Annotated in this window: 24 protein-coding genes; 18 read left to right on the plus strand and 6 right to left on the minus strand. The window is 70.4% G+C overall.

Features of this window, described 5'->3' with window-relative positions; translation table 11 throughout:
• Complete coding sequence (locus C9E82_RS12720) at window positions 1–729, minus strand: prephenate dehydrogenase (protein WP_119899815.1); 729 nt, start codon at window positions 727–729, stop codon at window positions 1–3.
• A gap of 269 nt (window positions 730–998) precedes the next feature.
• Between C9E82_RS12720 and C9E82_RS12725 the strand changes: the two genes are divergently transcribed.
• The 14 genes from C9E82_RS12725 (at window position 999) to folD (ending at window position 14,012) form a co-directional block, all read left to right on the plus strand.
• Window positions 999–1,703 (plus strand): CoA transferase subunit A, encoded by a 705-nt coding sequence (locus C9E82_RS12725; RefSeq protein WP_119899813.1) that lies wholly within the window; start codon window positions 999–1,001, stop codon window positions 1,701–1,703.
• Complete coding sequence (locus C9E82_RS12730; RefSeq protein ID WP_119899811.1) at window positions 1,703–2,329, plus strand: 3-oxoacid CoA-transferase subunit B; 627 nt, start codon at window positions 1,703–1,705, stop codon at window positions 2,327–2,329. Before C9E82_RS12725 ends, C9E82_RS12730 begins: the two co-directional genes overlap by 1 nt.
• A 153-nt stretch (window positions 2,330–2,482) precedes the next feature.
• Window positions 2,483–3,061, plus strand: a complete 579-nt coding sequence (locus C9E82_RS12735) for a hypothetical protein (protein ID WP_119899809.1) — start codon at window positions 2,483–2,485, stop codon at window positions 3,059–3,061.
• A 16-nt stretch (window positions 3,062–3,077) separates the two neighbouring features.
• On the plus strand, window positions 3,078–3,482 hold the full coding sequence (ybgC, locus tag C9E82_RS12740) for a tol-pal system-associated acyl-CoA thioesterase (RefSeq protein WP_119899806.1): 405 nt from the start codon (window positions 3,078–3,080) through the stop codon (window positions 3,480–3,482).
• 134 nt (window positions 3,483–3,616) lie between these two features.
• The gene (gene tolQ, locus C9E82_RS12745; protein WP_119899804.1) at window positions 3,617–4,309 is read left to right on the plus strand and encodes a protein TolQ; all 693 of its coding nucleotides are present in this window, start codon (window positions 3,617–3,619) and stop codon (window positions 4,307–4,309) included.
• Between the two features lie 3 nt (window positions 4,310–4,312).
• Entirely contained in the window at window positions 4,313–4,768 is a 456-nt protein-coding gene (gene tolR, locus C9E82_RS12750) for a protein TolR (protein ID WP_119899801.1), read from the plus strand.
• Window positions 4,769–4,771: 3 nt separating this feature from the next.
• On the plus strand, window positions 4,772–6,559 hold the full coding sequence (locus C9E82_RS12755) for a protein TolA (protein WP_122449292.1): 1,788 nt from the start codon (window positions 4,772–4,774) through the stop codon (window positions 6,557–6,559).
• Between the two features lie 60 nt (window positions 6,560–6,619).
• Window positions 6,620–7,939, plus strand: coding sequence for a Tol-Pal system beta propeller repeat protein TolB (gene tolB, locus C9E82_RS12760; protein ID WP_119896551.1), 1,320 nt, complete (start codon window positions 6,620–6,622; stop codon window positions 7,937–7,939).
• A 10-nt stretch (window positions 7,940–7,949) separates the two neighbouring features.
• Window positions 7,950–8,486, plus strand: a complete 537-nt coding sequence (gene pal / locus C9E82_RS12765; RefSeq protein ID WP_119896552.1) for a peptidoglycan-associated lipoprotein Pal — start codon at window positions 7,950–7,952, stop codon at window positions 8,484–8,486.
• An 8-nt stretch (window positions 8,487–8,494) separates the two neighbouring features.
• Window positions 8,495–9,457: a tol-pal system YbgF family protein gene (locus tag C9E82_RS12770; RefSeq protein WP_119896596.1), complete on the plus strand. Its 963-nt coding sequence runs from the start codon at window positions 8,495–8,497 to the stop codon at window positions 9,455–9,457.
• A gap of 10 nt (window positions 9,458–9,467) precedes the next feature.
• A complete protein-coding gene (tilS, locus tag C9E82_RS12775; protein WP_119896553.1) occupies window positions 9,468–10,703 on the plus strand; it encodes a tRNA lysidine(34) synthetase TilS in 1,236 nt (411 codons plus the stop codon).
• Window positions 10,704–10,762: 59 nt separating this feature from the next.
• Complete coding sequence (ftsH, locus tag C9E82_RS12780; protein ID WP_119896554.1) at window positions 10,763–12,655, plus strand: ATP-dependent zinc metalloprotease FtsH; 1,893 nt, start codon at window positions 10,763–10,765, stop codon at window positions 12,653–12,655.
• 182 nt (window positions 12,656–12,837) lie between these two features.
• On the plus strand, window positions 12,838–13,140 hold the full coding sequence (locus C9E82_RS12785) for a chorismate mutase (protein ID WP_119896555.1): 303 nt from the start codon (window positions 12,838–12,840) through the stop codon (window positions 13,138–13,140).
• A complete protein-coding gene (folD, locus tag C9E82_RS12790) occupies window positions 13,137–14,012 on the plus strand; it encodes a bifunctional methylenetetrahydrofolate dehydrogenase/methenyltetrahydrofolate cyclohydrolase FolD (protein ID WP_119896556.1) in 876 nt (291 codons plus the stop codon). The genes C9E82_RS12785 and folD overlap by 4 nt, the downstream gene beginning before the upstream one ends.
• Window positions 14,013–14,294: 282 nt before the next feature.
• On the opposite strand, the gene ruvB is transcribed toward folD, so the two are convergent.
• The 5 genes from ruvB to dnaE form a co-directional block, all read right to left on the minus strand.
• Complete coding sequence (ruvB, locus tag C9E82_RS12795) at window positions 14,295–15,326, minus strand: Holliday junction branch migration DNA helicase RuvB (RefSeq protein WP_119896557.1); 1,032 nt, start codon at window positions 15,324–15,326, stop codon at window positions 14,295–14,297.
• Entirely contained in the window at window positions 15,323–16,159 is an 837-nt protein-coding gene (locus C9E82_RS12800) for a M48 family metalloprotease (protein ID WP_122449293.1), read from the minus strand. Before C9E82_RS12800 ends, ruvB begins: the two co-directional genes overlap by 4 nt.
• Before the next feature lie 9 nt (window positions 16,160–16,168).
• Window positions 16,169–16,861 (minus strand): Holliday junction branch migration protein RuvA, encoded by a 693-nt coding sequence (gene ruvA, locus C9E82_RS12805; protein WP_119896559.1) that lies wholly within the window; start codon window positions 16,859–16,861, stop codon window positions 16,169–16,171.
• Window positions 16,858–17,367, minus strand: a complete 510-nt coding sequence (gene ruvC / locus C9E82_RS12810) for a crossover junction endodeoxyribonuclease RuvC (RefSeq protein WP_119896560.1) — start codon at window positions 17,365–17,367, stop codon at window positions 16,858–16,860. The genes ruvA and ruvC overlap by 4 nt, the downstream gene beginning before the upstream one ends.
• Window positions 17,368–17,532: 165 nt before the next feature.
• A complete protein-coding gene (gene dnaE, locus C9E82_RS12815; protein WP_119896561.1) occupies window positions 17,533–21,033 on the minus strand; it encodes a DNA polymerase III subunit alpha in 3,501 nt (1,166 codons plus the stop codon).
• A 93-nt stretch (window positions 21,034–21,126) separates the two neighbouring features.
• Between dnaE and C9E82_RS12820 the strand changes: the two genes are divergently transcribed.
• Genes C9E82_RS12820 through C9E82_RS12835 form a run of 4 tightly spaced genes read left to right on the plus strand, consistent with a single transcriptional unit; the run spans window position 21,127 to window position 24,960 of the window.
• Window positions 21,127–22,644 (plus strand): ABC transporter ATP-binding protein, encoded by a 1,518-nt coding sequence (locus C9E82_RS12820; RefSeq protein WP_240643404.1) that lies wholly within the window; start codon window positions 21,127–21,129, stop codon window positions 22,642–22,644.
• On the plus strand, window positions 22,641–23,717 hold the full coding sequence (locus C9E82_RS12825) for an ABC transporter permease (RefSeq protein ID WP_119896563.1): 1,077 nt from the start codon (window positions 22,641–22,643) through the stop codon (window positions 23,715–23,717). The genes C9E82_RS12820 and C9E82_RS12825 overlap by 4 nt, the downstream gene beginning before the upstream one ends.
• Entirely contained in the window at window positions 23,714–24,073 is a 360-nt protein-coding gene (locus C9E82_RS12830) for a hypothetical protein (protein WP_119896564.1), read from the plus strand. The genes C9E82_RS12825 and C9E82_RS12830 overlap by 4 nt, the downstream gene beginning before the upstream one ends.
• Window positions 24,070–24,960, plus strand: a complete 891-nt coding sequence (locus tag C9E82_RS12835) for an ABC transporter permease (RefSeq protein ID WP_119896565.1) — start codon at window positions 24,070–24,072, stop codon at window positions 24,958–24,960. The genes C9E82_RS12830 and C9E82_RS12835 overlap by 4 nt, the downstream gene beginning before the upstream one ends.
• Window positions 24,961–24,990: the final 30 nt, after the last annotated feature.

Raw genomic sequence — 24,990 nt, forward strand, 5'->3', positions numbered from 1 at the left:
CTAGCCCGCCTGCCGCGCGGCAAGATCGGCGGCGGCCAGGAACTGCTTCCGCACCGGCTCGGCATAGGGGTTCTCGGCCAGGATCGTCCGCAGCAGCTCGGGCGAATCCGCCTGGACCATGCCGACCGCGCGGGCCAGGTGCCGGAAGCTGGCGGTGGCCAGCCGGTCAGGCAGCGGGCCGAGCCCGGCCAGGCCGCGGGCGATCAGATGGGTCAGCCCCTGCACCACCGCCATCTCTCGGTCGTGATGTTCGGGCGTGGTGGGCAGAAGGCGCAGGCCCATCCGGCGCAGCAGTGCCGCGGCCCGCAGGTGGCCCCGACCCCGCAGCGGGCACCAGGCGACGCGATGCCCGGCCAGGCCCGTCGCCGCGCTTTGCGGACCGAAAAGCGGATGGCAGGCCAGCAGGTCGCAATGCGCGGGCAGGATCTGCCGCATCAGCTCGGCCGGACGGACCTTGACCGAGCAGGTATCGGCCACCAGCGCGCCCGGCCGCAGATGCGGGGCGATCCCGCGCAGCACGCCTTCAAGCTGTGACAGCGGCACGGCCAGGACCACCACCTGGCAGCGGGCGGCCGCAGCCAGCGGGACCTGCGGCAGGTCATTGGCGCGGACCTGCGGATCGCAGATGCAAAGCGGGACGTGATCGCGCAGGTGGCGGGCGATCAGCTGGCCGAAGGCGCCGAAGCCGATGATGGCGATGCGCGGCGGGGAGGCGAGGTGGCGGGGCATGGGAACGACCTTTCCGATTGGCGCAAGGTCGTGGTTACTGGATGCTGTCAACCGCCGGGCCCCGCGCGGTTGACATGATGCTGCCCCCGCTATTTCAGCGGGCGATAATAGGCGGCAGGGGCGGCAGCGATCCGGTTCATGCCGCCCTGATGGGCCGTTCGGGCCGCCGAAGTCAAGTGCTGTCGCAAACAGTCGGCCGCCAGATTGACTTGGCCCGACCCGCGGGCCACAACTCGGGACAGGTTTCGGATTTCATCAGGGGAGGGCCGATGAAGAAGGTCTATGCGAATGCGGATGAGGCGCTTGACGGGCTTTTGCAGGACGGCATGTCCATCGCCGCCGGGGGCTTCGGGCTGTGCGGCATCCCCGAGCTGCTGATCGACGCGCTGGTGAAAAGCGGCGTCAAGGACCTGACCATCGCCAGCAACAATTGCGGCGTCGACGGCTTCGGGCTGGGCAAGCTGCTGGACACGCGGCAGATCCGTAAAATGATCAGCTCTTATGTGGGTGAAAATGCCGAGTTCATGCGGCAATATCTGTCGGGCGAGCTGGAGCTGGAATTCAACCCGCAGGGCACGCTGGCCGAACGGATGCGGGCCGGCGGCTCGGGCATTCCCGGCTTCTATACGAAGACCGGCGTCGGCACGGTGATCGCCGAGGGCAAGGAGCACAAGGAATTCGACGGCGAGACCTATATCCTGGAGCGCGGCATCGTCGCCGACCTGTCCATCGTGAAGGCGTGGAAGGCCGATGACACCGGCAACCTGGTCTTCCGCAAGACGGCGCGGAACTTCAACCCGCCGGCGGCGATGTGCGGGCGCGTCTGCGTGGCCGAGGTCGAGGAGATCGTGCCGCGCGGCAGCCTGGACCCCGACCACATCCACCTGCCCGGCATCTATGTCCACCGGATCATCCAGGGGCAGCACGAGAAGCGCATCGAGCAGCGCACCACCCGCAAGAAGGAGACCGCCTGATGCCCTGGGACCGCAACCAGATGGCCGCCCGCGCGGCCGAGGAGCTGGAAGACGGCATGTATGTGAACCTGGGCATCGGCATTCCGACGCTGGTGGCCAATTATGTCGGCGACAAGGACATCACCCTGCAATCGGAAAACGGCATGCTGGGCATGGGTCCCTTCCCCTTCGAGGGCGAGGAGGATCCCGACCTGATCAATGCCGGCAAGCAGACCATCACCGAACTGGCGCGGACGTCCTATTTCGACAGCGCGACCAGCTTCGGCATGATCCGCGGCGGCAAGATCGCGGCGGCGATCCTGGGCGCGATGGAGGTGGCCGAGAACGGCGACCTGGCCAACTGGATGATCCCCGGCAAGCTGGTCAAGGGCATGGGCGGCGCGATGGACCTGGTGGCGGGCGTCGGCCGGGTGATCGTGGTCATGGACCACACCAACAAGGCCGGCGAATCGAAGGTGCTGAAGGCCTGCACCCTGCCGCTGACCGGCAAGGGCGTCGTGGACCGGATCATCACCAACCTGGGGGTGCTGGATGTGGCAGAAGGCGGGCTGCGGATCGTCGAGCTGGCCGAGGGCGTCAGCGAGGAGGAGTTGCGCAGCGCGACCGAGGCGACCATCGTCGGCTGAAGGGCACGCCCCGAAAGCCGTCGCGGCGGGGGGCGTTGCCCCCCGTCGCCATATCTGGCGACTCCCCCCAGGATATTTGGTGCCAAGATGAAGGGGGGCGGGGTGCCGCGAATCGGCGCGCCGCGATTGACGAGTGAGAGGCGGAGGCCGGACATGACGCCAGAACAGATCGCCGCATTGTTCACGCGGCCGGATGGCAGCTATCTCTGCGCCCGCTGGGGGCGGCCGGTGGCGCCGGTCGTCTTCGGGCTGGCGGATGAGAGCCTGGACATCTTCCGCGCCGCGATCCGCGCCGGTTTCGCCCATGCGGGCCATCCGGTCACCGATGCCGATCCCGAGATGGGCGCCAACCTGATGCTGTTCTTTCTGCGCGACTGGTCCGAGCTGGAGGCCGTGCCCGACCTGGAGCGGCTGACCGGCATGCCGGGCCTGCCCGCGCGGCTGGCCGCCGAGGGCGCCGACCAGTACCGGCTGTTCCGCTTCGACGGCGATGGCGGGATCCGCGCCTGCCTGGCTTTCCTGCGCATGTCGGGGGCGCTGGCCGACAGCCATCCGGCGGAACTGGCCGAGGCGCTGGTGATGCGCTCGGCCCTGAGCTTCGCGGGCGAGGTCGTGCCCGGCCCCGCCCTGGCCGCCCTGATCCGCGCCGCCTATGACCCGGTCCTGCCGGTGGCCGCGCATGATCCCAGCCACGCGATGCGGCTTGCCGCGCGCCTCGCCCCCACGCCCTGAACCCGGACCCCAAGCCATGCCGCATTCCTTCCGCCTGCGCGTCTATTACGAGGACACCGATCTTGCCGGGATCGTCTATTACGCGAATTACCTGAAATTCATCGAACGCGGCCGCAGCGAATGGCTGCGCGAGCTGGGGGTGGAGCAGTCGGCGATGAAGGCCGAGACCGGCGAGGTCTTCGCGGTCCGCCGGATCGAGGCCGACTATCTGCGCCCGGCCCGCTTCGACGAGATGCTGGAGGTCAGGACCGATGTCGCGCAGATCACCCCGGCGCGGCTGGTCCTGTCCCAGCAGGTCATGCGCGGGGACGACCTGCTGTTCACCGCCCGCGTGACCATCGCCTGCCTGGCTCCCGACGGCCGCCCGGCGCGGATTCCGGTCCGGGTGATGGACGCGCTTCGCGGCGGCGGGGTGATCTGAGCCGCGCCCCGGCCGCTGTCGCGCCGCGGCCACTCTCCCGAAATTGACGGCTTTGTGTTACGCAGGGGGGTAAAACCCCTGCTAGAGAGGCGCTAGAAGGCCGCGACTGACGGTCCGTGACGATGAGGCAGCAAATGGAACCCATTCAGGCCGCGCAGGCCGTTGATTTCTCGCTCGTGGCGCTGTTCGCGCGGGCATCCCTGACGGTCCAGATCGTGATGGTGCTGCTGGTCGTGGCCTCGTTCTGGGCCTGGGCGATCATCATCCAGAAGATGATCGCCTTCGCCAATGCGAGGCGCGAGGCCACCCGCTTCGACCGCAGCTTCTGGTCGGGCGAGCCGCTGGACGATCTCTACGACCGGCTGGGGGAACGCCCCTCGGGCGCCTCCGAGCGCATCTTCGCCGCCGGCATGACCGAGTGGCGCCGCAGCCATCGCGACGACGGCAGGCTGATCCCCGGCGGGCCGCAGCGCATCGACCGGGCGATGAACGTCGCCATCCAGCGCGAGGAGGCGCGGCTGTTCAAGGGCCTGTCCTTCCTGGCGACCACCGGCTCGACCGCGCCCTTCATCGGGCTGTTCGGCACGGTCTGGGGCATCAAGACCGCCTTCGAGGGCATCGCCATGACCCAGAACACCAGCCTGGCCGTCGTCGCCCCCGGCATCGCCGAGGCGCTGCTGGCCACCGCGCTTGGCCTGCTGGCCGCGATCCCGGCGGTGATCTTCTACAACAAGCTGTCGGGCGATGCCGAGCGCGTCGTGGGCAACTGGGAAACCTTCGCCGACGAATTCTCGACCCTGCTGTCGCGCCAGCTCGACGAGGACTGAGCCATGTCGTCGGATGTCGTCAAGAGGGTCGCGCGCAAGGGAAGGGGCAGGCGCCGCAACGCGCCGATGTCGGAAATCAACGTCACCCCCTTCGTCGACGTGATGCTGGTCTTGCTGGTGATCTTCATGGTCGCCGCGCCGCTGATGACGGCGGGCGTGCCGCTGAACCTGCCGCGCACCGCCGCCACCGCCATGCCGACCGAGCCCGAGGAGCCCCTGGTGATCTCGATCCCGGCCGAGGGCGAGATCACGCTGATGAACGAGCCCCTGGCCGAGGACCAGATCGTCACCCGGCTGCGCGCGGTGATTGAGCAGCGCCAGTCGCAGCGCATTTTCCTGCGCGCGGACGGCGCGCTTCCCTATGCGCGCGTCGTGCAGGTGATGGGCGCGCTGAATGCGGCGGGGTTTTCCGACATCGTGCTGGTCACCGATACCGGCGGCCCGCGAATGGACGGCTGAGCGATGGATCGCGACGGACGCATCGGCTGGTGGATCTCGGGGATCGTGCATACGGGCGTGATCCTGTGGGCGATCCTTGGCGGCGTGCTGTTCCGGCCGCAGCCCAGCCCGGCGATCCGCACGACCGAGGTGGCGACCATGAGCGGCGCCGAGTTCGAGGCCTATGCCGCCGCCGCGCGGGGCGCGGGGCCGGTGGGCCGCGACGCCACCGCCGTGGCGACCATGCCCGCCCCCGCGCCCGAACCCGAGGACAGCGCCACCGCGCCCGCCGAGGCCAGCCCGCCCGTGGCCGAGGCCGAGGCGCAGCCGCTGCCCGCGCCCGCCGAACCCGAGGCCGAGCCCGACCTGAGCGATTTCACCCCGACCCAGCCGGTCACCGTCGCCACCGACCTGCCGCGCCCGACGCCCAGCCAGCCCGAACCCGAGGCCGCGCCCGACGCGCCCGCCGCCGCGCAGCCCCCGGTGACCGAGGCCAGCCCCGCCCTGCCCGCCTCTCCGGCGCCCGACGACGCGGCCCAGCCGGTCGCGCCGCGCTCGGCGCTGGCGCTGGACGACTCGCCGCGTCCGGGCGGGCGTCCCGAGGGGCTGGTCGAGGCCTATGAGGCGCGAATCGCCGCGCAGGAAGCCGCCCGCGCCGAGGCGGCGCGCCAGGCGGCAGCCGCCGCCGAGGCCGCACGCCAGGCCGCGGAAGCCGCCGCCGCCCAAGAGGCCGCGCGTCAGGAAGCGGCCCGGCAGGAGGCCGAGCGCGCGGCCGAAGCGCAGCGCCAGGCCGAGGCCCGCGCCGAGGAAGAACGGCAGGCTGCCGAGGCGCGCGCCGCCGAGGAACGCCGCGAAGCCGAAGCGCGGGCGCAGGAAGAGCGTCAGGCGGCGGAGGAACGCCGGGCTGCGGAAGCCCGTGCCGAGGAGCAGCGCCGGGCCGCAGAAGCCGCCGCACGCGAAGAGGAAGAACGTCGCGCGGCCGAGCGCGCCGAGGCGGAACGCCGTGAGGCAGAGGCGCGTGCGGAAGAGGAGCGCCGGGCCGCGGAACGCGCCGAGGCGGAACGTCGCGAGGCCGAAGCTCGCGCCGAGGAAGAGCGCCGGGCGGCGGAGGCACGCGCCGAGGAAGAACGCCGCGCCGCCGAGGCCGAACGCCAGCGCGCGCTGGAGGATGCCCTGCGCGAGGCCCGGCAGGGCGAGGCGGGCGCGGAAGGCACCGACACGGCCACGACCGGGACCGACCCCTTCGGCGGCGCGCAGCGGATCGAGGGCGGCGACGGCGCCTCGGCCGCGCAGGACCCGCTGGCGGCGGCGCTGGCCGGGGCCATGGCGCAGGGCCGCAACTCCGAATCCGGGGCCGAATCCGGCGCGCCGGCGGAAACCGGCGAGGTGATGCCCCTGGCGCCCTCGACCATCCGGCCGACCGTGCTGCCCGAGCCCGCGACCGAGCCCGAGGCCGCGGCCGCGCCCCCCGGCGGGCTGCCGATGGGCGAGCCGCTGTCGCTGTCCGAGCGCGAGGGCTTCCGCATGGCGCTGCGCGAATGCTGGAACCTGGGCGCGCTGTCGGTCGAGGCCTCGCGCATGACCGTCTCGGTCGGCTTCCGCATGACGCCGGACGGCCGCCCCGACCCCGCCAGCCTGCGGCTGGCCGGCTACCGCGACGGCTCGGAAGGCGCCGCGCAGCACGCCTTCGAGGTGGCCAGCCGCGCGATCCGCATGTGCGGCCGCAACGGTTTCCCCCTGCCGCGCGAGAAATACGGCCGCTGGCAGGATGTCGTCGTCGATTTCCGTCCCGACGGCATCGGCTTCCAGTGACGAAAAAAGCAGGACCCGGATGGCTTTTTCCCCCTGCGCAATCGAGATAAAGAGGACGTCATGTTCCGCACGCTGACCGTCGCCCTGATCCTGGGATTCGGATCCACCGCCCTGACCGCCCTGCCGCTTGCCGCGCAGGACGGCCCGCTGCGCATCGAGATCACCGACGGCGTGGTCGAGCCGATGGCCATCGCCATCGCCGATTTCCACGGCGATTCCGAGGCCGCCCAGCAGATCCGCCGGGTGGTCGCCGACGACCTGACCGGCACCGGCCTGTTCCGCGAGATCCCCTCCGAGGCGATGATCGCCCAGCCCGACAGCTTCGCCGCCGCCGTCGCCTACGAGGACTGGCGCGCGGTGAACGCCCAGGCGCTGGTCACCGCCGAGGTGACCCGCTCGGGCGAGGAGATCAGCGTCAAGTTCCGCCTGTTCGACGTCTTCGCCGGCCAGCCGCTCGGCGACGGGATGCAGTTCGACGCCCGCGCCGGCGACTGGCGCCGCGCCGCCCACAAGATCGCCGACCAGATCTATTCGCGCCTGACCGGCGAGCAGCCCTATTTCGACAGCCGCATCGCCTTCGTGCAGGAGACCGGGCCCAAGGACGCCCGCATCAAGCGCATCGGCGTGATGGATTACGACGGCCAGAACATCCGCTGGATGACCGACAGCTCGTCGCTGGTGCTGGCGCCGCATTTCTCGCCCGACGGGCGGCAGCTGCTCTATACCAGCTTCGACAGTGGTTTCCCCCAGATCCGGGCGATGGACGTGGCCACCGTCACCTCGCGCCCGCTGACCCAGGGCGGCGACAGCATGGCCTTTTCGCCGCGCTTCTCGCCCGACGGGCGCTGGATCGTCTATTCGCTGGAACAGGGCGGCAATACCGACATCTGGCTGATGGATGCCGCGACCGGCGCGCAACGCCCGCTGGCGCAATCCCCGGCGATCGAGACCTCGCCCAGCTTCAGCCCCGACGGCAAGCGGGTGGTGTTCGAATCCGACCGCTCGGGCACGCCGCAGCTCTACATCATGCCCGTCACGGGCGGCGAGCCGACCCGGATCAGCTTCGGCGAGGGCCGCTATGGCACGCCCGCCTGGTCGCCCAAGGGCGACATGATCGCCTTCACCAAGCGGCTGGGCGACAAGTTCCATATCGGCGTGATGCGCACCGACGGCTCGGATGAGAAGATTTTGACGGAATCGTTCCTTGACGAGGGCCCGACCTGGGCGCCCAATGGCCGCGTCGTGATGTTCACCCGCGTGACACCGGGTGGCAATGGTGAGCCGCGTCTGCATTCGGTGGATATTACCGGCCGCAACATGCGGCCCCTGAAACTCGATTTTGCCGCCTCGGACCCCTCGTGGGGGCCGCTGCTGCGATAAGGAGAGCGCGATGAAACCCTGCCTTGCCCCGCTGATCGCCGCCGCCTGCCTGGCCGGGCTGGCCGCCTGCGCCCCGCCCCCCCAGCAGCAGGCGCCGGTGGTGGACCCCTATGCGAACATGGGCTCGGGCGCGCTGTATCAGGGCGGGTTACCCGGCGGCGCGCTGGGGGGCGAGGCCAGCGCCGAATATTTCCGCGCCCAGGTCGGCGACACCGTGCAATTCGCGGCCGAGCAGACCACGCTGAGCGCCGAGGCGCGGGCGACGCTGTCGCGCCAGGCGCAATGGCTGAACCGGCACGCGGATTTCAACGCCGTGGTCCAGGGCCATGCCGAGGAAACCGGCACCCGCGAATACAACCTCGCGCTTGGCGCCCGCCGGGCCAGCGCGGTGCAGGAATACCTGATCGCCCAGGGCGTGCCCGCCAGCCGCATCCGCACGCTGAGCTTCGGCAAGGAACGCCCCGCCGCCGTCTGCTCGGACGAGGCCTGCTATGCCCAGAATCGCCGCGTCGTGACCGTGGTCACCCCGGCCGGGCCCGGAACGTGATGCGCGCCATGACCGCCAGATTGGGGCCTGCCAGGCTGGGACTTGCCGGGCTGGGGCTGGCCGCGCTTCTGGCGCTGCCGGCCGCCGCGCAGCAGGACGGGGCGACGCTGGCCGAGATGTGGGCGGAACTGGCCGCCGTGCAGCAGGGCCTGCAATCGCTGCGGGCCGAGCTGGTCGCCTCGGGCGCGCAGGGTTTCCAGGCGGCGGGCGGCGACAGCGCCATCGACCGCATGAATGCGATGGAGACCCAGATCGCGCGGCTGACCGACCGGATCGAGCAGTCGCAGAACCGCATCAACCGCATCGTCGAGGACGGCACCCGCCGCATCGGCGACCTGGAATTCCGGCTCTGCGAGATGGACGAGACCTGCGACCTCAGCGCGCTGACCTCGCCCGAGCTGGGCGGGATGGAGATGATCGGCGGCGGCGCGATCTCGGTCGACGTGCTGCCCTCGGCGCCGGCAGGCAACGATGGCGCGAACGGCGCCAAGGCCGCCAGCGCCGCCGAGCAGGCCGATTTCGACCTTGCCCGGCAGGTGCTGGGCCAGGGCGATTTCCGCCGCGCGGCCGAGCTGTTCGCCACCGTCGCCCAGAACCACGCGGGCGGCCCGCTGACCGGCGAGGCGCTGTATCTGCGCGGCGCCGCGCTGGACAGCGCCGGAGAGCCGCGCGCCGCCGCCGCCGCCTGGCTGGAGGGCTTCGCCGCCGATCCCGACGGGCCGCGCGCCGGGGAAAACCTGCTGGGCATCGCCCGCGTCATCGCCGATCAGGGCGACGCGATGGCCGCCTGCCTGTATCTGGCCGAGATCCCGGCCCGCTTTCCCGGCAGCGACCATGCCGCCGAGGCCGACCGCCGAATGGCCGCGCTGCAATGCGGCTCGGCCGAGCTTGGCCTGGGGGCCGCCGGGGCGACGCTGGACGGGCTGATGGAGGACCCGGAAGCCGCAGCCGACATGGCCGAGCATCAGTGAGGCGACGCCGATGACCGCCCCGCCCCGCGATCCGGCCGCTCGCATCCGCGCCGCGCTGGACCGGCTGGCGGGCGACATGCCCTCGCTGGGGGTGGCGGTCTCGGGCGGGGGTGATTCGGTCGCGCTGATGCGGATCATCGCCGAATGGGCGCGCGGGCGGCGGATCATGGTCGCCACCGTCGATCACGGGCTGCGCCCCGAAAGCGAGGCCGAGGCGCGCCAGGTCGGCCAGGCCGCCAGGGCGCTTGGCCTGCCCCATGCCGCGCTTCTGTGGCAGCGCGAGACCGAGGCCGGCAACCTGATGGCCCATGCCCGCGACGCCCGGCTGCGGCTGCTGTCGGCCTGGGCGCAGCGCAACGAGCTGGCCGCCGTCGCCCTGGGCCATACCGCCGACGACCAGGCCGAGACGCTGATGATGCGGCTGGCGCGCGGCTCGGGCATCGACGGGCTGGCCGCGATGACCGAATGGCGCGACGCCTTCGGCATCCGCTGGCTGCGCCCGATGCTGGGCGTGGGCCGCGACGAGCTGCGCGACTGGCTGCGCGCCCGCGACATTCCCTGGATCGAGGATCCCAGCAACGAGAAAGAGGAATTCGAGCGCATCCGCATCCGCAACGCGATCGCGGCGATGGGGCTGGACATCGCCGCCCTGGCCCGCGCCGCCGCCCATATCGGCGAGGCGCGCGATGCGCTGTCGCATTATGCCGCGCTGGCCTCGCAGGGGGCGATCATCCGCAACGGCGCACTGATCCTGCCCCGCCGCCCGTTCAGCGACGCGCCCGCCGAGATCCGGCGCCGGCTTCTGGTCGCGGGCTGCCGCTGGATCACCGGCGCCGACTATCCGCCCCGCCGCGCCACCCTGCTGCACGCGCTGAACGCCATGGCGGCGGGCAGCCGGGTGACGCTGGACGGCGCGCTGATCGAGCCGGCGGGCGACCGCATCCGGCTGTCGCGCGAACCCGCCGCCGCGATGCGCGCCGAGCCGTCGGAAGGGCCGCTCTGGGACAATCGCTGGCGAATCACCGGATTGCGGCCCGGCCAGCATGTCGCCGCGCTGGGGCTGGAGGCGCTGGCCCAGGTGAACTGGCGGCTGTCGGGCCTGCCCCGCGACGAGGCCGCCGCCAGCCCCGCGATCTGGCAGGGCGGCCGCCTGATCGCCGCGCCGCTGCTGCGGCCCGCGCCGCCCCTGCGGGTTTCGCCCCTGCGCGGCGCGACAGAATTCCGCAGGCTGGTGATGGCGCATTGAACCTGCGCCGATAATCCCTATTTTCAACGCAAACCGATTTCCCGCCGGAGGAGCCGTCTTTGGGCAACGCACGCAATCTCGCTTTCTGGGTCGTCCTGTTCCTGATGATCCTGGCGCTGTTCAACCTGTTCAGCGACGGGGCCTCGACCATGAACGGGCGCCAGATCAGCTATTCGGACTTCATCGAGCGGGTCCAGAACGACCAGGTCACCGCCGTGACCATCGATGGCGAGGATCTGGTGATCACCGGCGCCGACGGCCAGCAATATACCTCGGTCCGCCCCCTGGGCGAGGATATCGCCGACCGGCTGATCACCCAGGGGGTCGAGGTCAAGGTGGTCAAGCAGCAGCAATCCGGCTTCATGTCGATGCTGGGCGTCTGGCTGCCCTTCATCCTGCTGATCGGGGTCTGGATCTTCTTCATGAACCGGATGCAGGGCGGCGGGCGCGGCGGCGCGATGGGCTTCGGCAAGTCGCGCGCCAAGCTGCTGACCGAAAAGCACGGCCGGGTGACCTTCGACGACGTGGCCGGCATCGACGAGGCCAAGGAAGAGCTTGAGGAGATCGTCGAATTCCTGCGCAACCCGCAGAAGTTCAGCCGCCTGGGCGGCAAGATCCCGAAAGGCGCGCTGCTGGTCGGCCCTCCGGGCACCGGCAAGACGCTGCTGGCCCGCGCCATCGCCGGCGAGGCGGGCGTGCCCTTCTTCACCATCTCGGGTTCGGACTTCGTGGAAATGTTCGTGGGCGTCGGCGCCTCGCGCGTGCGCGACATGTTCGAGCAGGCCAAGAAAAGCGCCCCCTGCATCCTGTTCATCGACGAGATCGACGCGGTCGGCCGGTCGCGCGGCGTCGGCATCGGCGGCGGCAATGACGAGCGCGAGCAGACCCTGAACCAGCTGCTGGTCGAGATGGACGGGTTCGAATCCAACGAGGGCATCATCATCATCGCCGCGACCAACCGCAAGGACGTGCTGGACCCGGCGCTGCTGCGCCCCGGCCGCTTCGACCGGCAGATCTATGTCGCCAATCCCGACATCAAGGGCCGCGAGAAGATCCTGGCCGTGCATTCGCGCAAGGTGCCGGTCGGCCCCGACGTGGACCTGCGCATCATCGCCCGCGGCACGCCGGGCTTTTCCGGCGCCGACCTGATGAACCTGGTGAACGAGGCCGCGCTGATGGCCGCGCGAATCGGCCGCCGCTTCGTTTCCATGGAAGATTTCGAGAACGCCAAGGACAAGGTGATGCTGGGGGTCGAGCGCCGCTCGATGGTGCTGACGCCCGAGCAGAAGGAAAAGACCGCCTATCACGAGGCCGGCCACGCCGTCGTCGGGCTCAGCCTGCCGAAATGCGACCCGGTCTACAAGGCGACGATCATCCCGCGCGGCGGCGCGCTTGGCATGGTGGTCAGCCTGCCGGAAATGGACCGGCTGAACTTCCACAAGGACGAGGCCAAGCAGAAGCTGGCGATGACCATGGCCGGCAAGGCGGCCGAGATCATCAAATACGGCGAAGAGGGCGTCTCGAACGGCCCGGCGGGCGACATCCAGCAGGCCAGCCAGCTGGCCCGTGCGATGGTGATGCGCTGGGGCATGTCCGACAAGGTCGGCAATATCGACTATGCCGAGGCGCATGAGGGCTATTCCGGCAATACCGGCGGCTTCTCGGTCTCGGCGGCGACGAAGGAGCTGATCGAACGCGAGGTCCACGACCTGATCGAGGAAGGCTATCAGACCGCCCATCGCATCCTGACCGAGAAATCCGAGGAATTCGAGCGGATGGCCAAGGGCCTGCTGGAATACGAGACGCTGACCGGCGACGAGATCGGCAAGATCCTTCGCGGCGAGCAGCTGGGGGGCGACGACGACACGCCGGGCAGCGTGATCCCCTCGGTCACCTCGGTGCCGAAGGCGGGCGGCAAGCCCGCGCCGGGCGGCGATCCGGCCCCGGCCTGATCCATTCCCGAATGCGCGCGAACCCCGGCCCCGGCCGGGGTTTTCGGTTGCGGGGGCGTCGCGCGGCCGGCCGCGACGGCCGTGCCCCGCCATTCTGCGGCCCGGCGACGCCTTGCCGCCCTCCTGGGGCCTTGCGTCCCGGCCCGCCCCGGTGCATCCCCCTTGGCGAAAGGAAGGCTGCCATGACCCGGATCGACGACATCAACGACATGGCCACCCTGCGCGCCCATATCGACGCGCTGGACCAGCAGCTGGTGGCGCTGTTCGCGCAACGCCACGCCCTGATCGACCGCGCCGCGCGGATCAAGGCGCGCGAGGGCCTGCCCGCCCGGATCGACGCGCGGGTCGAGGAAGTCGTCGCGAATGTGCGCCGTCATGCCGTTGCCGCGGGGCTGGACGGCGCGCTTTTCGAGTCAATCTGGCGCCAGCTGGTCGATGCCGCCATCGCGCAGGAAGACCGCCATCTGAAGGGGGACCGTTCATGACCGCCACGTTGATCGACGGCAAGGCTTTCGCCGCCGGGCTGCGCGCCCGCATCGCCGCCCAGACCGCCGCGCTGAAGGATCGCGGCATCACGCCGGGCCTTGCCGTGGTGCTGGTGGGCGAGGATCCGGCAAGCCAGGTCTATGTCCGCTCCAAGGGCAGGATGACGGTCGAGGTCGGCATGAATTCCTACGAGCACCGCCTGCCGGCCGAGACGCCCGAGGCCGAGTTGCTGGCCCTGATCGCGCGGCTGAACGAGGATCCGGCGGTGAACGGCATCCTGGTGCAGCTGCCCCTGCCCGCCCATATGGACGAGGCCGCGGTCATCAACGCGATCCGCCCGGAAAAGGACGTGGACGGCTTCCACGTCCTGAATGCCGGCCGGCTGGCGACGGGCCAGAAGGCGATGGTGCCCTGCACGCCCTTGGGCTGCCTGATGCTCCTGCGCGACCGGCTGGGCGATCTGTCGGGGAAAAGCGCCGTGGTCATCGGCCGCAGCAACATCGTCGGCAAGCCGATGGCGCAGCTTCTGCTGCGCGACAGCTGCACGGTGACGATCGCCCATTCCAGGACGCAGGACCTGCCCGCGCTCTGCCGCGGCGCCGACATCCTGGTCGCGGCGGTGGGCCGGCCGCATTTCGTCAAGGGCGACTGGATCAAGCCCGGCGCCACGGTGATCGACGTGGGCATCAACCGCATCGATTCCGGCCTGGTCGGCGATGTCGATTTCGCCGGCGCCCGCCAGGCGGCCGGCGCGATCACCCCCGTGCCCGGCGGTGTCGGCCCGATGACCATCGCCTGCCTTCTGGCCAATACGCTGACCGCCACGGCCCGCGCCAACGGCCTGCCCGATCCTGAGGGCCTGACGCCCTGAACCGCGCGCGCCGGGGGTTTCACACCCCCGGACCCCCGTGGGATATTTCAGGACCAAAGCAGGGGCGGCTTAACCGTGTCTTAACCCTTCGCTGCCAGAGTGGCGTTACGGTACAGGCGGGGACGCCGATGACCGTGACCGAAGCAGGCGCCCCGTCCTTTCCCAGGGCGGGGCGTTCTCCGATCCTGCTTTGGTCCTGAAATATCCCGGGGGAGCCGCCGGAATGGCGGCGGGGGCAGCGCCCCCCTTCTTCGTCCCGCCGCGGCCGGTCCTCGATGCGACCTAATCCTCGAACAACGCCGCCTGTCCCGGCGGCCGGGGCGCGTCCAGTCCCAGATGCCGCCAGGCGCGCGCAGCAAGCTGCCGGCCGCGCGGGGTGCGGGCGATCAGGCCCTGCTGCAGCAGATAGGGCTCGATCACCTCCTCGATCGCGTCGCGGCTCTCGGAGAGTGCCGCCGACAGGGTCTCGACCCCCACCGGCCCGCCGCCGTAATGTTCCGCCATCAGCGTCAGATAGCGCCGGTCCGCCCCGTCCAGGCCCAGGTCGTCCACCCCCAGGCGGGTCAGCGCCGCATCGGCGATGGCGCGGGTCAGGCGGCCGTCGCCCTCGACCAGCGCGAAATCCACCACCCGGCGCAGCAGCCGGCCCGCGATGCGCGGCGTGCCACGGGCGCGGCGGGCGATTTCGCGCGTGCCGTCCTTGTCGGCATCGATGCCCATCATCCGCGCGCCGCGCTGCACGATCAGGTCCAGCTCGTCGATCTCGTAGAATTGCAGCCGGGTCGGGATGCCGAAGCGGTCGCGCAGCGGCGTGGTCAGCAGGCCCAGCCGGGTGGTCGCGCCGACCAGCGTGAAGGGCTGCAGCTCGATCCTGACGGTGCGGGCGGCGGGGCCTTCGCCGATGACCAGGTCCAGCTCGAAATCCTCCATCGCCGGATAGAGCACCTCCTCGACCGCCGGGTTCATGCGGTGGATCTCGTCGATGAACAGCACGTCGCGGGTTTCCAGATTGGTCAGGATCGCCGCCAGGTCGCCCGCCCGCGCCAGGACCGGCCCCGAGGTCATGCGGAAATTCACCCCCAGCTCGCGCGCCATGATCTGCGCCAGCGTGGTCTTGCCCAGCCCCGGCGGGCCGAAGAACAGCGTGTGGTCCATCGCCTGGCCGCGCATCTTCGCGCTTTCGATGAAGACCCGCAGATTGGCGCGCGCCTCGGCCTGGCCGACGAAATCGGACAGCGACTGGGGGCGCAGGGCGCGGTCCTCGGGCTCGCCTTCCAGCCGTTCGGGGCGCAGGGCCGGGTCGGGCTGGGTCATCGGCGGGCCATGGCGCTGAGCCGGGCGATACGCTCCTCGACGGGCGGATGGGTGGCGAACAGATTGTCCATGCGCAGCCCGTTCAGCGGGTTGACGATGAACAGCGCGGCCGAGGCGGGGTTGCGCTCGGCCGGGATGTTCATGCTGCGCCCGGCCATCTGCGAGATCCGCGCAAGCGCCGAGGCCAGCGCCATCGGCTGGCCGCAGATCTCGGCGCCCGTCCGGTCGGCCTCGTATTCGCGGGTGCGCGAGATCGCCATCTGCACCATCGCCGCCGCCAGCGGCGCCAGCACCATCGCCAGGATCGCGCCCAGCCCGCCGCCCCGGCCCTCGCGCCCGCCGGTGAACAGCAGCATGTTGCCCATCATCGCGATGGCGCCGGCCATGGTGGCGGTGACGGTCATGGTCAGCGTGTCGCGATGCCGGATATGGGCCAGCTCATGGGCGATGACGCCGGCCAGTTCCTCGCGGTTCAGCCCGCGCAGCAGGCCCTGGGTCACCGCCACGGCGGCATTGTCGGGGTTGCGGCCGGTGGCGAAGGCATTGGGCTGCTCGGTCGGCAGCAGGTAGAGCTTCGGCATCGGCAGCCCGGCCCGTTCGGCCAGGGCCGCCGTCAGCGCGTGAAGATCGCCCCCCTGGGCGGGCGTCAGTTCCACCGCGCCATGCTGGCGCAGGACCATCTTGTCGCTGTTCCACAGCGCGAACAGGTTGCCCGCCCCGGCGATCAAGAGCGCGATGACCGCGCCGCCCTGCCCGCCCATCATCCAGCCAAGCGCCATGACGATGGCGGTCAGCGCCGCCATCAGGATGAATGTCCGTGCGTTTCCTTCCATCTTCCTGCCTCACCCCTTCGGAGCCAGCGACCTCAGCGCCGCGCGGATCAACGCGGATGTGTCGGCGCCCGGTTCCCCGGCCTGCGTCTCGGCCACGGCGGCGGCGGCCTCGGACTGGGCATAGCCCAGATTGGTCAGCGCCGACAGCGCATCCGCCGCGATGCGGGCCGAGGCCACGGCCGCCGAGGGAGCGGCCGTCCCTGCCCCGGAGGGGGCGGGGACCGCGCCCGGTTCGGCCTCGATGGCCGGGCCGGGCGCGCTGCCGGCATCGACCGTCAGGTCGCCGCCAAGCGCCATGACCTGCGGCGCCTTGTCCTTCAGTTCCAGCACCACGCGTTGCGCCAGTTTCGGCCCGACGCCCTGCGCCTTGCGCACCGCCGACCAGTCCCCCAGCGCGATCGCCCGCGCCAGCCCCTCGGGGCCCAGCGTGCCCAGCACCGCCAGCGACACCTTCGCGCCGACGCCCTGCACGCTGGTCAGCAGCTTGTGCCATTCCTTTTCCAGAAGCGTCGGAAAGCCGAACAGCTGCAGCAGGTCCTCGCGCACCAGCAGGTCGGTATAGAGCGCCACCGCCTGCCCCGCCGGCGGCAGCGCCGCCGCGGTCCTTTCGCTGACATGGACGATATAGCCCACGCCGCGCACGTCGATCATCACGTGATCGCGGGCGCGGTGCAGGATGATCCCGGCGATCCGCCCGATCATGCCGACCTCGCCACGATGCGCAGGCTGCGGCCCTGCAGGTGGCGGGCGTGGCAGATGGCGATGGCCAGCGCGTCGGCCGCATCCGGGCTGTCGAAACTCACGCCGGGCAGTTGCACCCGCACCATGTGCTGCACCTGTTCCTTGCCGGCATGGCCGACGCCGACCACGGTCTTCTTCACCGCATTGGGGGCGTATTCGCCCACGGGAAGCCCCGCCTCGGCCGGGGCCAGCAGCGCGATGCCGCGCGCCTGGCCCAGTTTCAGCGTGCCCGAGGCGTCCTTGTTCACGAAGGTCTGCTCGACCGCCGCGGCATCGGGCGCGTGCAGCGCGATCACCGCGCAGAGCCCCCGATAGAGCATCGACAGCCGCGCCCCCAGGTCACGCTCTGCATCCGCCCCGACCGAGCGGATCACGCCATTGGCGACATGCCGCAGGCGCGGGCCGTCCACCTCGATCACGCCCCAGCCCATGTTCCTCAAACCGGGATCGATGCCCAGAACCTTCATGCTGCCCCCATTTTTCCAAGAACTAGCACGAAGGGCGAACATTTGCCTAGAGGCTAAGCCCGGCCGGGGGTGGTTTCGGACCCGGCGGCGTCGCGCCGGGCGGCAGCGGCGGATGGATATTTGTGCCAAGATGAAAGCCGCCGCGGTTTTGCTTGGGCGGGCGGGCTATTCCTCGATCACGTCCAGGACGCCCGGCACGGCGCGCAGGGCCTGGCGGGCCGGGGTGGTCAGGGGCGCGTCATTGGCGACCTCGATCTCGATCACCTCGTCGCCCTCGCGGATGCGCAGCCTGACCGGCCCGCGCGACCGGGACGAGGCGGTGATCTCGGTGCGGATCCGGCCAAGCGTCTCGGCCAGGCGGTCCACCGTGTCGATGCCCTGGATCTCGACCGCGAGGCAGCCCGCGCCGGCATCGGCGATGGCCTCGTCCAGCAGCGCGACGGAATTGGCCAGCATCTTGACCTGGTCGCCCGAGGGCTCGACCTTGACCTGCAGCACCACGTTCTGGCCGGGCTCCAGCCGGTCGCGCGCCGCGTTCAGGAGGTCGGAAAACACCGTGACCTCGTAGAGCCCGGTCGGGTCGGACAGGCTGACGAAAGCATATTGCGTGCCCTTGGCCGACTTGCGTTCCTGCCGCGCGCCGACGGTGCCGGCGATGGACGCGACCAGCGGACCGTTCTCGGCCTCCAGGCTGATCTCGGCCAGGGTCTGCACCTTCTTGCGCTTCAGCGCGGTCTGGTAGTCGTCCAGCGGATGGCCCGACAGGTAGAAGCCGACCGCCTTGTGTTCCTCGCCCAGCTTCTCGGCCGGCAGCCAGACCTGCGCCAGAGCCGGGCGCGGCGGCGGCAGGTCCTCGCCCCCGCCGAACAGCGAGGATTGCGACGACGCCGCCTGTTCCTGCACCGCCGCCGACCAGGCGACCAGCGCGTCCAGCGATTTCAGCACCCGCGCGCGGTTGTCGTCCAGCGCATCGAAGGCCCCCGCCCGCGCCAGCATCTCCAGCGGGCGCTTGCCGACGCGCTTCATGTCCACGCGGCGGGCGAAGTCGGTGATGTCGCGGAAGGGCGCATCGCCGCCTTTTTCGGAATGGCGCGCCTGTTCGATCAGCCGCATCGCCTCGACGCCGACCCCCTTCAGCGCCCCCAGCGCGTAATGGATGCGGCCGTCCCGGACCGTGAACAGCGGGGCCGAGCGGTTGACGCAGGGCGCCACGATCTCGATCCCCATGCGGTCGCATTCGCGTTTGTAGACGGCCAGCTTGTCGGTCAGGTGGATATCGCAGTTCATGACCGCGGCCATGAACTCGACCGGATGGTTCGCCTTCAGCCAGGCGGTCTGGTAGCTGACCACGGCATAGGCCGCCGCGTGGGACTTGTTGAAACCGTAATTGGCGAATTTCTCCAGAAGGTCGAAGACCTCGCCGGCCTTCTTGGCGTCCACCCCGTTCGCGACCGCGCCATCGACGAATTTCGGCCGTTCCTTGGCCATCTCGCTGGCGATCTTCTTGCCCATCGCCCGGCGCAACAGGTCGGCGCCGCCCAGACTGTATCCCGCCATGACCTGGGCGATCTGCATCACCTGTTCCTGATAGACGATGATGCCCTGCGTTTCTGCCAGGATATGGTCGATGCTGGGATGGATCGATTCCAGCTTCTTGACGCCGTTCTTCACGTCGCAATAGGTCGGGATGTTCTCCATCGGGCCGGGACGATAGAGCGCGACCAGCGCCACGATGTCCTCGATGCAGGTCGGCCGCATCCGGCGCAGCGCGTCCATCATGCCCGAGCTTTCGACCTGGAACACCGCCACCGTGCGGGCCGAGGCGAAGAGGTCGTAGCTGGGCTTGTCGTCCAGCGGGATGGCGTTGATCTGGTTCTCGGCCCCCGGCGGCGGATCATAGAGCTTGCGCCCGTCGGCCGCGACATGCAGCGGCCGGCCGCCGCCATTGATCAGGTCCACGGCGTTCTGGATCACCGTCAGCGTCTTCAGGCCCAGGAAGTCGAACTTCACCAGCCCGGCCTGTTCCACCCATTTCATGTTGAACTGCGTCGCCGGCATGTCGGACGCCGGATCGCGATAGAGCGGCACCAGCCGGTCCAGCGGCCGGTCGCCGATCACCACGCCCGCGGCATGGGTCGAGGCGTTGCGGTAAAGCCCCTCCAGCTTTTCGGCATAGTCCAGCAGGCGGGCGACAACCTCCTCCTTCGCGGCCTCGCGCAGGCGCGGCTCATCGGCGCGGGCCTTGGTGATGCTGACCGGCTTGACGCCCTCGACCGGGATCATCTTGGACAGCCGGTCCACCTGGCCGAAGGGCATCTGCAACACGCGGCCCACGTCGCGCACCGCGGCCTTGGACAGCAGCGCGCCGAAGGTGATGATCTGGCCGACCTTGTCGCGGCCATACTTGCCCTGCACATACTGGATCACCTCTTCGCGGCGATCCATGCAGAAGTCGATGTCGAAGTCGGGCATCGAGACCCGCTCCGGGTTCAGGAAGCGTTCGAACAGCAGCGAATAGCGCAAGGGGTCCAGGTCGGTGATGGTCAGCGCATAGGCGACCAGCGACCCGGCGCCCGAGCCCCGGCCCGGCCCGACCGGGATGTCGTGATCCTTGGCCCATCGGATGAAATCGGCAACGATCAGGAAATAGCCGGGAAAGCCCATCTGCTCGATGATGCCCAGCTCGAATTCCAGCCGCTGGTGGTATTCCTCGGTGCTGACCGCGTGCGGGATGACCTTCAGCCGCGCCTCCAGCCCCTCCTTCGCCTGGCGGCGCAGCTCGGCGACCTCGTCATCGGCGAAGCGCGGCAGGATCGGCGCGTGCTTCTTGACCGCGAAGGCGCAGCGGCGGGCGATTTCCACCGTGTTTTCCAGCGCCTCGGGCAGGTCGGCGAACAGGACCGCCATCTCCTCGGCGGTCTTGAAATAATGCTGCGGGGTCAGGCGGCGGCGGGGCTGGGACTGGTCCACATAGGCCTTTTCCGCGATGCAGATCAGCGCGTCATGGGCCTCGAACATCGCAGCTTTCGGGAAATAGACGTCATTGGTCGCGACCAGCGGCAGTTCCTTCGCATAGGCCAGGTCGATCAGGCCGGGCTCGGACGCGGCCTCGGCCTCCATCAGCCGGCCATTCTCGGCCGGGTGGCGCTGCAGCTCGACGTAGAGCCGGGTCGGGAAGGCATCGGCCAGCCGGTCGGCAAGCAGCGCGGCCTTCTCGGCCTGCCCCTGCGCGACCAGCAGACCCAGCGGGCCGGTCGCGCCGCCGGTCAGGCAGATCAGCCCTTCGGACCGCTCGCACAGCTCCTCCAGCGTGACATGCGGCAGCGCGCCGCCTTCGCGCAGATAGAGGCAGGACGACAGCGCCATCAGGTTCAGCCAGCCCGCCTGGTCCTGCGCCAGCAGCACCACCGGCCCGGTGGCGCCGCCGAAATCCTCGCCCGCCTGCAGCGTGACCTGGCAGCCGATGATCGGCTGGACCCCCTTGTCGATCGCCTTCACGCTGAATTCCAGCGCCGCGAACATCGCATTGGTATCGGTCAGGGCCACGGCCGGCATCCCCGCCTCTGCCGCAAGCGCGGGCAGCTTGCCCACCGGAACGGCACCTTCCAATAGGGAATGCTCGGAATGTGTGCGAAGATGGATGAATCGGGGGGATCTTGCGGTCATGATCGGGACAGTATCGCAGCCCGGCCGAACTGCGCAATTGCCCAGCTGCGGGAAAGCGCGCTAAGCAGGAATGGTTTGACCAAGGGGACAAATTTGACGGCCAGCCTGTTCCGAGCCGAGGGCATCGGCAAGACCTATCCCGGCGTGCGCGCCAATGACGATGTCTCCTTCCAGGTCGCGGAGGGCGAAATCCACGCCCTGCTGGGCGAAAACGGCGCGGGCAAGTCGACGCTGGTCAAGATGATCTACGGGCTGGTGCGGCCCGACGAGGGGCAGATGTCGCTGAACGGCCGGCCCCACGCCCCCGCCGATCCCCGCGCCGCCCGCGCGGCGGGCGTGGCGATGGTGTTCCAGCATTTCAGCCTGTTCGACGCGCTGAGCGTGGCGGAAAACATCGCGCTGGGGATGGAAAACCCGCCGCCCCGGCGCGCGCTTGCGGCGCGGATCGCCCGCGTGTCGCAGGAATACGGCCTGCCGCTGAACCCGGCGCGGCGGGTGGCGATGCTGTCGGCGGGCGAACGCCAGCGGGTCGAGATCATCCGCTGCCTGCTGCAGGACCCGCGGCTCCTGATCATGGACGAGCCGACCAGCGTGCTGACCCCGCAAGAGGCGGAACTGCTGTTCGCCACCCTGCGCAAGCTGGCCGACCAGGGCACCGCGATCCTCTATATCAGCCACAAGCTGGAAGAAATCCGCGCCCATTGCGACCGCGCCACGATCCTGCGCCACGGCCGCGTGGTGGACAGCTGCGACCCGCGCGCCCATTCCGCCCGCGAGCTGGCGGCGATGATGGTCGGCGGCCAGATGCGGCTGGTCGACCGCACCGGGCGGCAGGCGGGCGAAGTGCTGCTGGAGCTGCGCGATCTCTCGCTGCCCGCCCCCGATGCCGAGGGCACGGCGCTGAAATCCGTCAGCCTGACCCTGCGCGCGGGCGAGATCCTGGGCATCGGCGGCGTCGCCGGCAACGGGCAGGAGGAATTGCTGGCCGCGCTGTCGGGCGAGCTGCGCAGCCCCCCCGGCACGATCGCGCTGGAGGGGCGCGACCTGGGCGGCACGGGGCCGCAGGGGCGGCGCGCGGCCGGGCTGCTGGCCGCGCCCGAGGATCGCCTGGGCCATGCCGCCGTCCCCGATTTCAGCCTGGCCGAGAACACGCTGCTGACCGCCGGCAGCCGCAAGGGGCTGGTCAGGGGCGGGCTGATCGACCACCGCGCCGCGCGCGCCTATGCCGAACAGGTGATCCACGCCTTCGACGTGCGCACCCCCGGCCCCGGCACCGCCGCCCGCGCGCTGTCGGGCGGCAACCTGCAGAAATTCGTGATCGGCCGCGAGGTGCTGCAGGCGCCCCGCGTGCTGGTCGTCAACCAGCCCACCTGGGGCGTCGACGCCGGCGCCGCCTCCGCCGTGCGCCAGTCGCTGCTGGACCTGGCGCGCTCGGGCGCAGGGGTCGTGGTCATCAGCCAGGACCTGGACGAGCTTCTGGAACTGTCCGACCGCTTCTGCGCGCTGAACGAGGGCCGGCTGTCCGAACCCCGCCCCACCGAGGGGCTCAGCCTGGACGAGATCGGGCTGATGCTGGGCGGCGCGCATGGCATGGAGGTCGCCCATATATGATCCACCTGGTTCCCCGCAGCCAGTCCTCGCTGGCCTGGCAATTCGCCACGCCCCTGCTGGCGGTGCTGGCCACCATGCTGACCGGCGGCCTGCTGTTCTGGGTCATGGGCCATGATCCGGTCGCGGCGATCCGCACGATCTTCTGGGATCCGCTGTTCGGGCCGGCCTCCAGCTATTCGCGCCCGCAGCTTCTGGTGAAGGCGGCGCCGCTGATCCTGATCGCCTCGGGCCTGGCCATCGGCTTTCGCGCCGGCATCTGGAACATCGGCGCCGAGGGGCAATACATCATCGGCGGCATCACCGGCGCCGCCGTGGCCCTGGCCGCCTATCCGGCCGAGGGGATGTGGATCTTCCCGGCCATGGTGCTGGCCGGCGCGCTTGGCGGCTGGGCCTGGGGGATGGTCCCGGCCATGCTGCGCAACTGGTGCGGGGCGTCGGAAATCCTGGTGTCGCTGATGCTGGTCTATGTCGCGCAGCGCGTGGCGGCGTGGATGGCCTTCGGGCCGATGAAGAACCCCGAGGGGATGGGCTTTCCCGGATCGCGCAACCTGCAGCAATACCCGCCCGCCTCGAACCCCGATCTGATCGCCGGGACCGGCGCGCATTGGGGCGTGGTCGCGGCGGCGCTGGCCGTGCTGGCGGCCTGGTTCCTGATGAGCCGCCACATCCGCGGCTTCCACATCCGCGCCGCCGGCATCGCCCCGCGCGCCGCGCGCTTCGCGGGCGTGCGCCCCGCCACGCTGGTCGCCTTCTGCCTCGGCGTCTCGGGCGCGCTGGCGGGCATGGCCGGGCTGTTCGAGGTCGCCGGCCCCGCCGGGCAGATCAGCCCCGGCTTCGGCTCGGGCTATGGCTTCACCGCGATCATCGTGGCCTTCCTGGGCCGGCTGCACCCCCTGGGCATCCTGCTGGCCGGGCTGCTGCTGGCGCTGACCTATATCGGCGGCGAGCTGGCGCAGCTGATGATGCAGCTGCCCGCCGCCTCCGTGCAGGTCTTCCAGGGGATGCTGCTGTTCTTCCTGCTGGGCTTCGACCTGCTGACCCGATACCGCATCGCAAGGAGGGTCGCGGCATGAACCGCCCATACGGAACGGAGCTGAAGCGCATGGCGCTGGTCGCGGCGGTCGGGCTGGCCCTGGGCGCCGGGGCCGGGCTGCTGCTGCAGCTTCCCTATGTCGGGGCGATCATGATCGTCCTTGCGGTGCTGTTCGTCCTCGGCGCCTGGTTCGAGCTGTATTTCCTGTCCGAGCTGGTCACGGCGCTGCTGGGCCTGCTGTGGCGCGCCATCGCCGCACTCGGCCGGACGATCATGCGCGAGGGCGGCACGCAGCCGCCGCCCTTCCCGATGCGCCTGGCCTTCGGCCTGGGCTTCGCGGCGGGCATCGCGGTCGTGCTGTGGCTTCTGCACGCAACGTCGGGGGGCGCGGCATGATGATCGACCCCGTCGCGCTGTTCCTGCTGTTGCTGTCGGCCTCGACCCCGATCCTCTTCGCCGCGCTGGGAGAGCTGGTGGTCGAACGCGCGGGCGTTCTGAACCTGGGCGTCGAGGGGATGATGATCCTGGGCGCGCTGGCCGGTTTCGCCGCCGCCTATCACAGCGGCAACCCGTTCCTGGGCTTCGCCGCGGCGGCGCTGGCCGGGGCGCTGGTCGCCCTGCCCTTCGCGGCGCTGACCCAGTTCCTGCTGGCCAACCAGGTGGCCTCGGGGCTGGCACTGACCCTGTTCGGGCTGGGGCTGGCGGCGATGTTCGGCAAGCCGCTGGAGGGCGTGAAGGCCCCCGGCATGGCGCCCGGCCCGTTCCGCATCAACTGGATCGTCTGGCTGGGACTGGCCATGGTGCCGCTGATCTGGTGGTTCCTGAACCGCTCTCGCAGCGGGCTGATCCTGCGCGCCGTGGGCGAAAACCACGATGCCGCCCATGCGCTGGGATACAAGGTCCGGGCGATCCGGCTGGGCGCCATCGCCTTCGGCGGCGCCATGGCGGGGATCGGCGGCGCCTACATCTCGATCGCGACGGTGCTGCAATGGACCGAGGGCATGACGGCGGGCGCGGGCTGGATCGCGCTGGCCATCGTGGTCTTTTCCAGCTGGAGCGCGCCGGGCGTGCTGGCCGGCGCCTGGCTGTTCGGCGGCGTCACCGTGCTGCAATTGCGGCTGCAGGCCGCGGGGGTCCGGGTGCCGGTGCAGTTCCTGTCGATGGCGCCCTACCTGGCCACGATCCTGGTGCTGGTGCTGATCTCAGCCCGGCAGAAATACAGCCGCCGCGCGGGCAGCGCCGCCCCCGGCTCGCTGGGACAGAATTTTCACGCGCTGCGCTAGAGCGCGCAGGCCAGTTCAAGGAGAGCAAGA

Source organism: Paracoccus sigandri (assembly GCF_003709565.1).
Classification (GTDB): domain Bacteria; phylum Pseudomonadota; class Alphaproteobacteria; order Rhodobacterales; family Rhodobacteraceae; genus Paracoccus; species Paracoccus siganidrum.

Bases quoted from the DNA above. Each gene is read 5' to 3' on its own strand.
- C9E82_RS12835 (WP_119896565.1), top strand. From the start codon at position 24,070: ATGATGATCGACCCCGTCGCGCTGTTCCTGCTGTTGCTGTCGGCCTCG.
- tolR (WP_119899801.1), top strand. From the start codon at position 4,313: ATGTCGTCGGATGTCGTCAAGAGGGTCGCGCGCAAGGGAAGGGGCAGG.
- ruvB (WP_119896557.1), bottom strand. From the start codon at position 15,326: ATGACCCAGCCCGACCCGGCCCTGCGCCCCGAACGGCTGGAAGGCGAG.
- ybgC (WP_119899806.1), top strand. From the start codon at position 3,078: ATGCCGCATTCCTTCCGCCTGCGCGTCTATTACGAGGACACCGATCTT.
- C9E82_RS12720 (WP_119899815.1), bottom strand. From the start codon at position 729: ATGCCCCGCCACCTCGCCTCCCCGCCGCGCATCGCCATCATCGGCTTC.
- ruvC (WP_119896560.1), bottom strand. From the start codon at position 17,367: ATGAAGGTTCTGGGCATCGATCCCGGTTTGAGGAACATGGGCTGGGGC.
- C9E82_RS12800 (WP_122449293.1), bottom strand. From the start codon at position 16,159: ATGGAAGGAAACGCACGGACATTCATCCTGATGGCGGCGCTGACCGCC.
- folD (WP_119896556.1), top strand. From the start codon at position 13,137: ATGACCGCCACGTTGATCGACGGCAAGGCTTTCGCCGCCGGGCTGCGC.
- tolQ (WP_119899804.1), top strand. From the start codon at position 3,617: ATGGAACCCATTCAGGCCGCGCAGGCCGTTGATTTCTCGCTCGTGGCG.
- C9E82_RS12825 (WP_119896563.1), top strand. From the start codon at position 22,641: ATGATCCACCTGGTTCCCCGCAGCCAGTCCTCGCTGGCCTGGCAATTC.
- C9E82_RS12785 (WP_119896555.1), top strand. From the start codon at position 12,838: ATGACCCGGATCGACGACATCAACGACATGGCCACCCTGCGCGCCCAT.
- ruvA (WP_119896559.1), bottom strand. From the start codon at position 16,861: ATGATCGGGCGGATCGCCGGGATCATCCTGCACCGCGCCCGCGATCAC.
- dnaE (WP_119896561.1), bottom strand. From the start codon at position 21,033: ATGACCGCAAGATCCCCCCGATTCATCCATCTTCGCACACATTCCGAG.
- pal (WP_119896552.1), top strand. From the start codon at position 7,950: ATGAAACCCTGCCTTGCCCCGCTGATCGCCGCCGCCTGCCTGGCCGGG.
- tolB (WP_119896551.1), top strand. From the start codon at position 6,620: ATGTTCCGCACGCTGACCGTCGCCCTGATCCTGGGATTCGGATCCACC.
- C9E82_RS12735 (WP_119899809.1), top strand. From the start codon at position 2,483: ATGACGCCAGAACAGATCGCCGCATTGTTCACGCGGCCGGATGGCAGC.
- tilS (WP_119896553.1), top strand. From the start codon at position 9,468: ATGACCGCCCCGCCCCGCGATCCGGCCGCTCGCATCCGCGCCGCGCTG.
- C9E82_RS12770 (WP_119896596.1), top strand. From the start codon at position 8,495: ATGACCGCCAGATTGGGGCCTGCCAGGCTGGGACTTGCCGGGCTGGGG.
- C9E82_RS12830 (WP_119896564.1), top strand. From the start codon at position 23,714: ATGAACCGCCCATACGGAACGGAGCTGAAGCGCATGGCGCTGGTCGCG.
- C9E82_RS12755 (WP_122449292.1), top strand. From the start codon at position 4,772: ATGGATCGCGACGGACGCATCGGCTGGTGGATCTCGGGGATCGTGCAT.
- C9E82_RS12725 (WP_119899813.1), top strand. From the start codon at position 999: ATGAAGAAGGTCTATGCGAATGCGGATGAGGCGCTTGACGGGCTTTTG.
- C9E82_RS12730 (WP_119899811.1), top strand. From the start codon at position 1,703: ATGCCCTGGGACCGCAACCAGATGGCCGCCCGCGCGGCCGAGGAGCTG.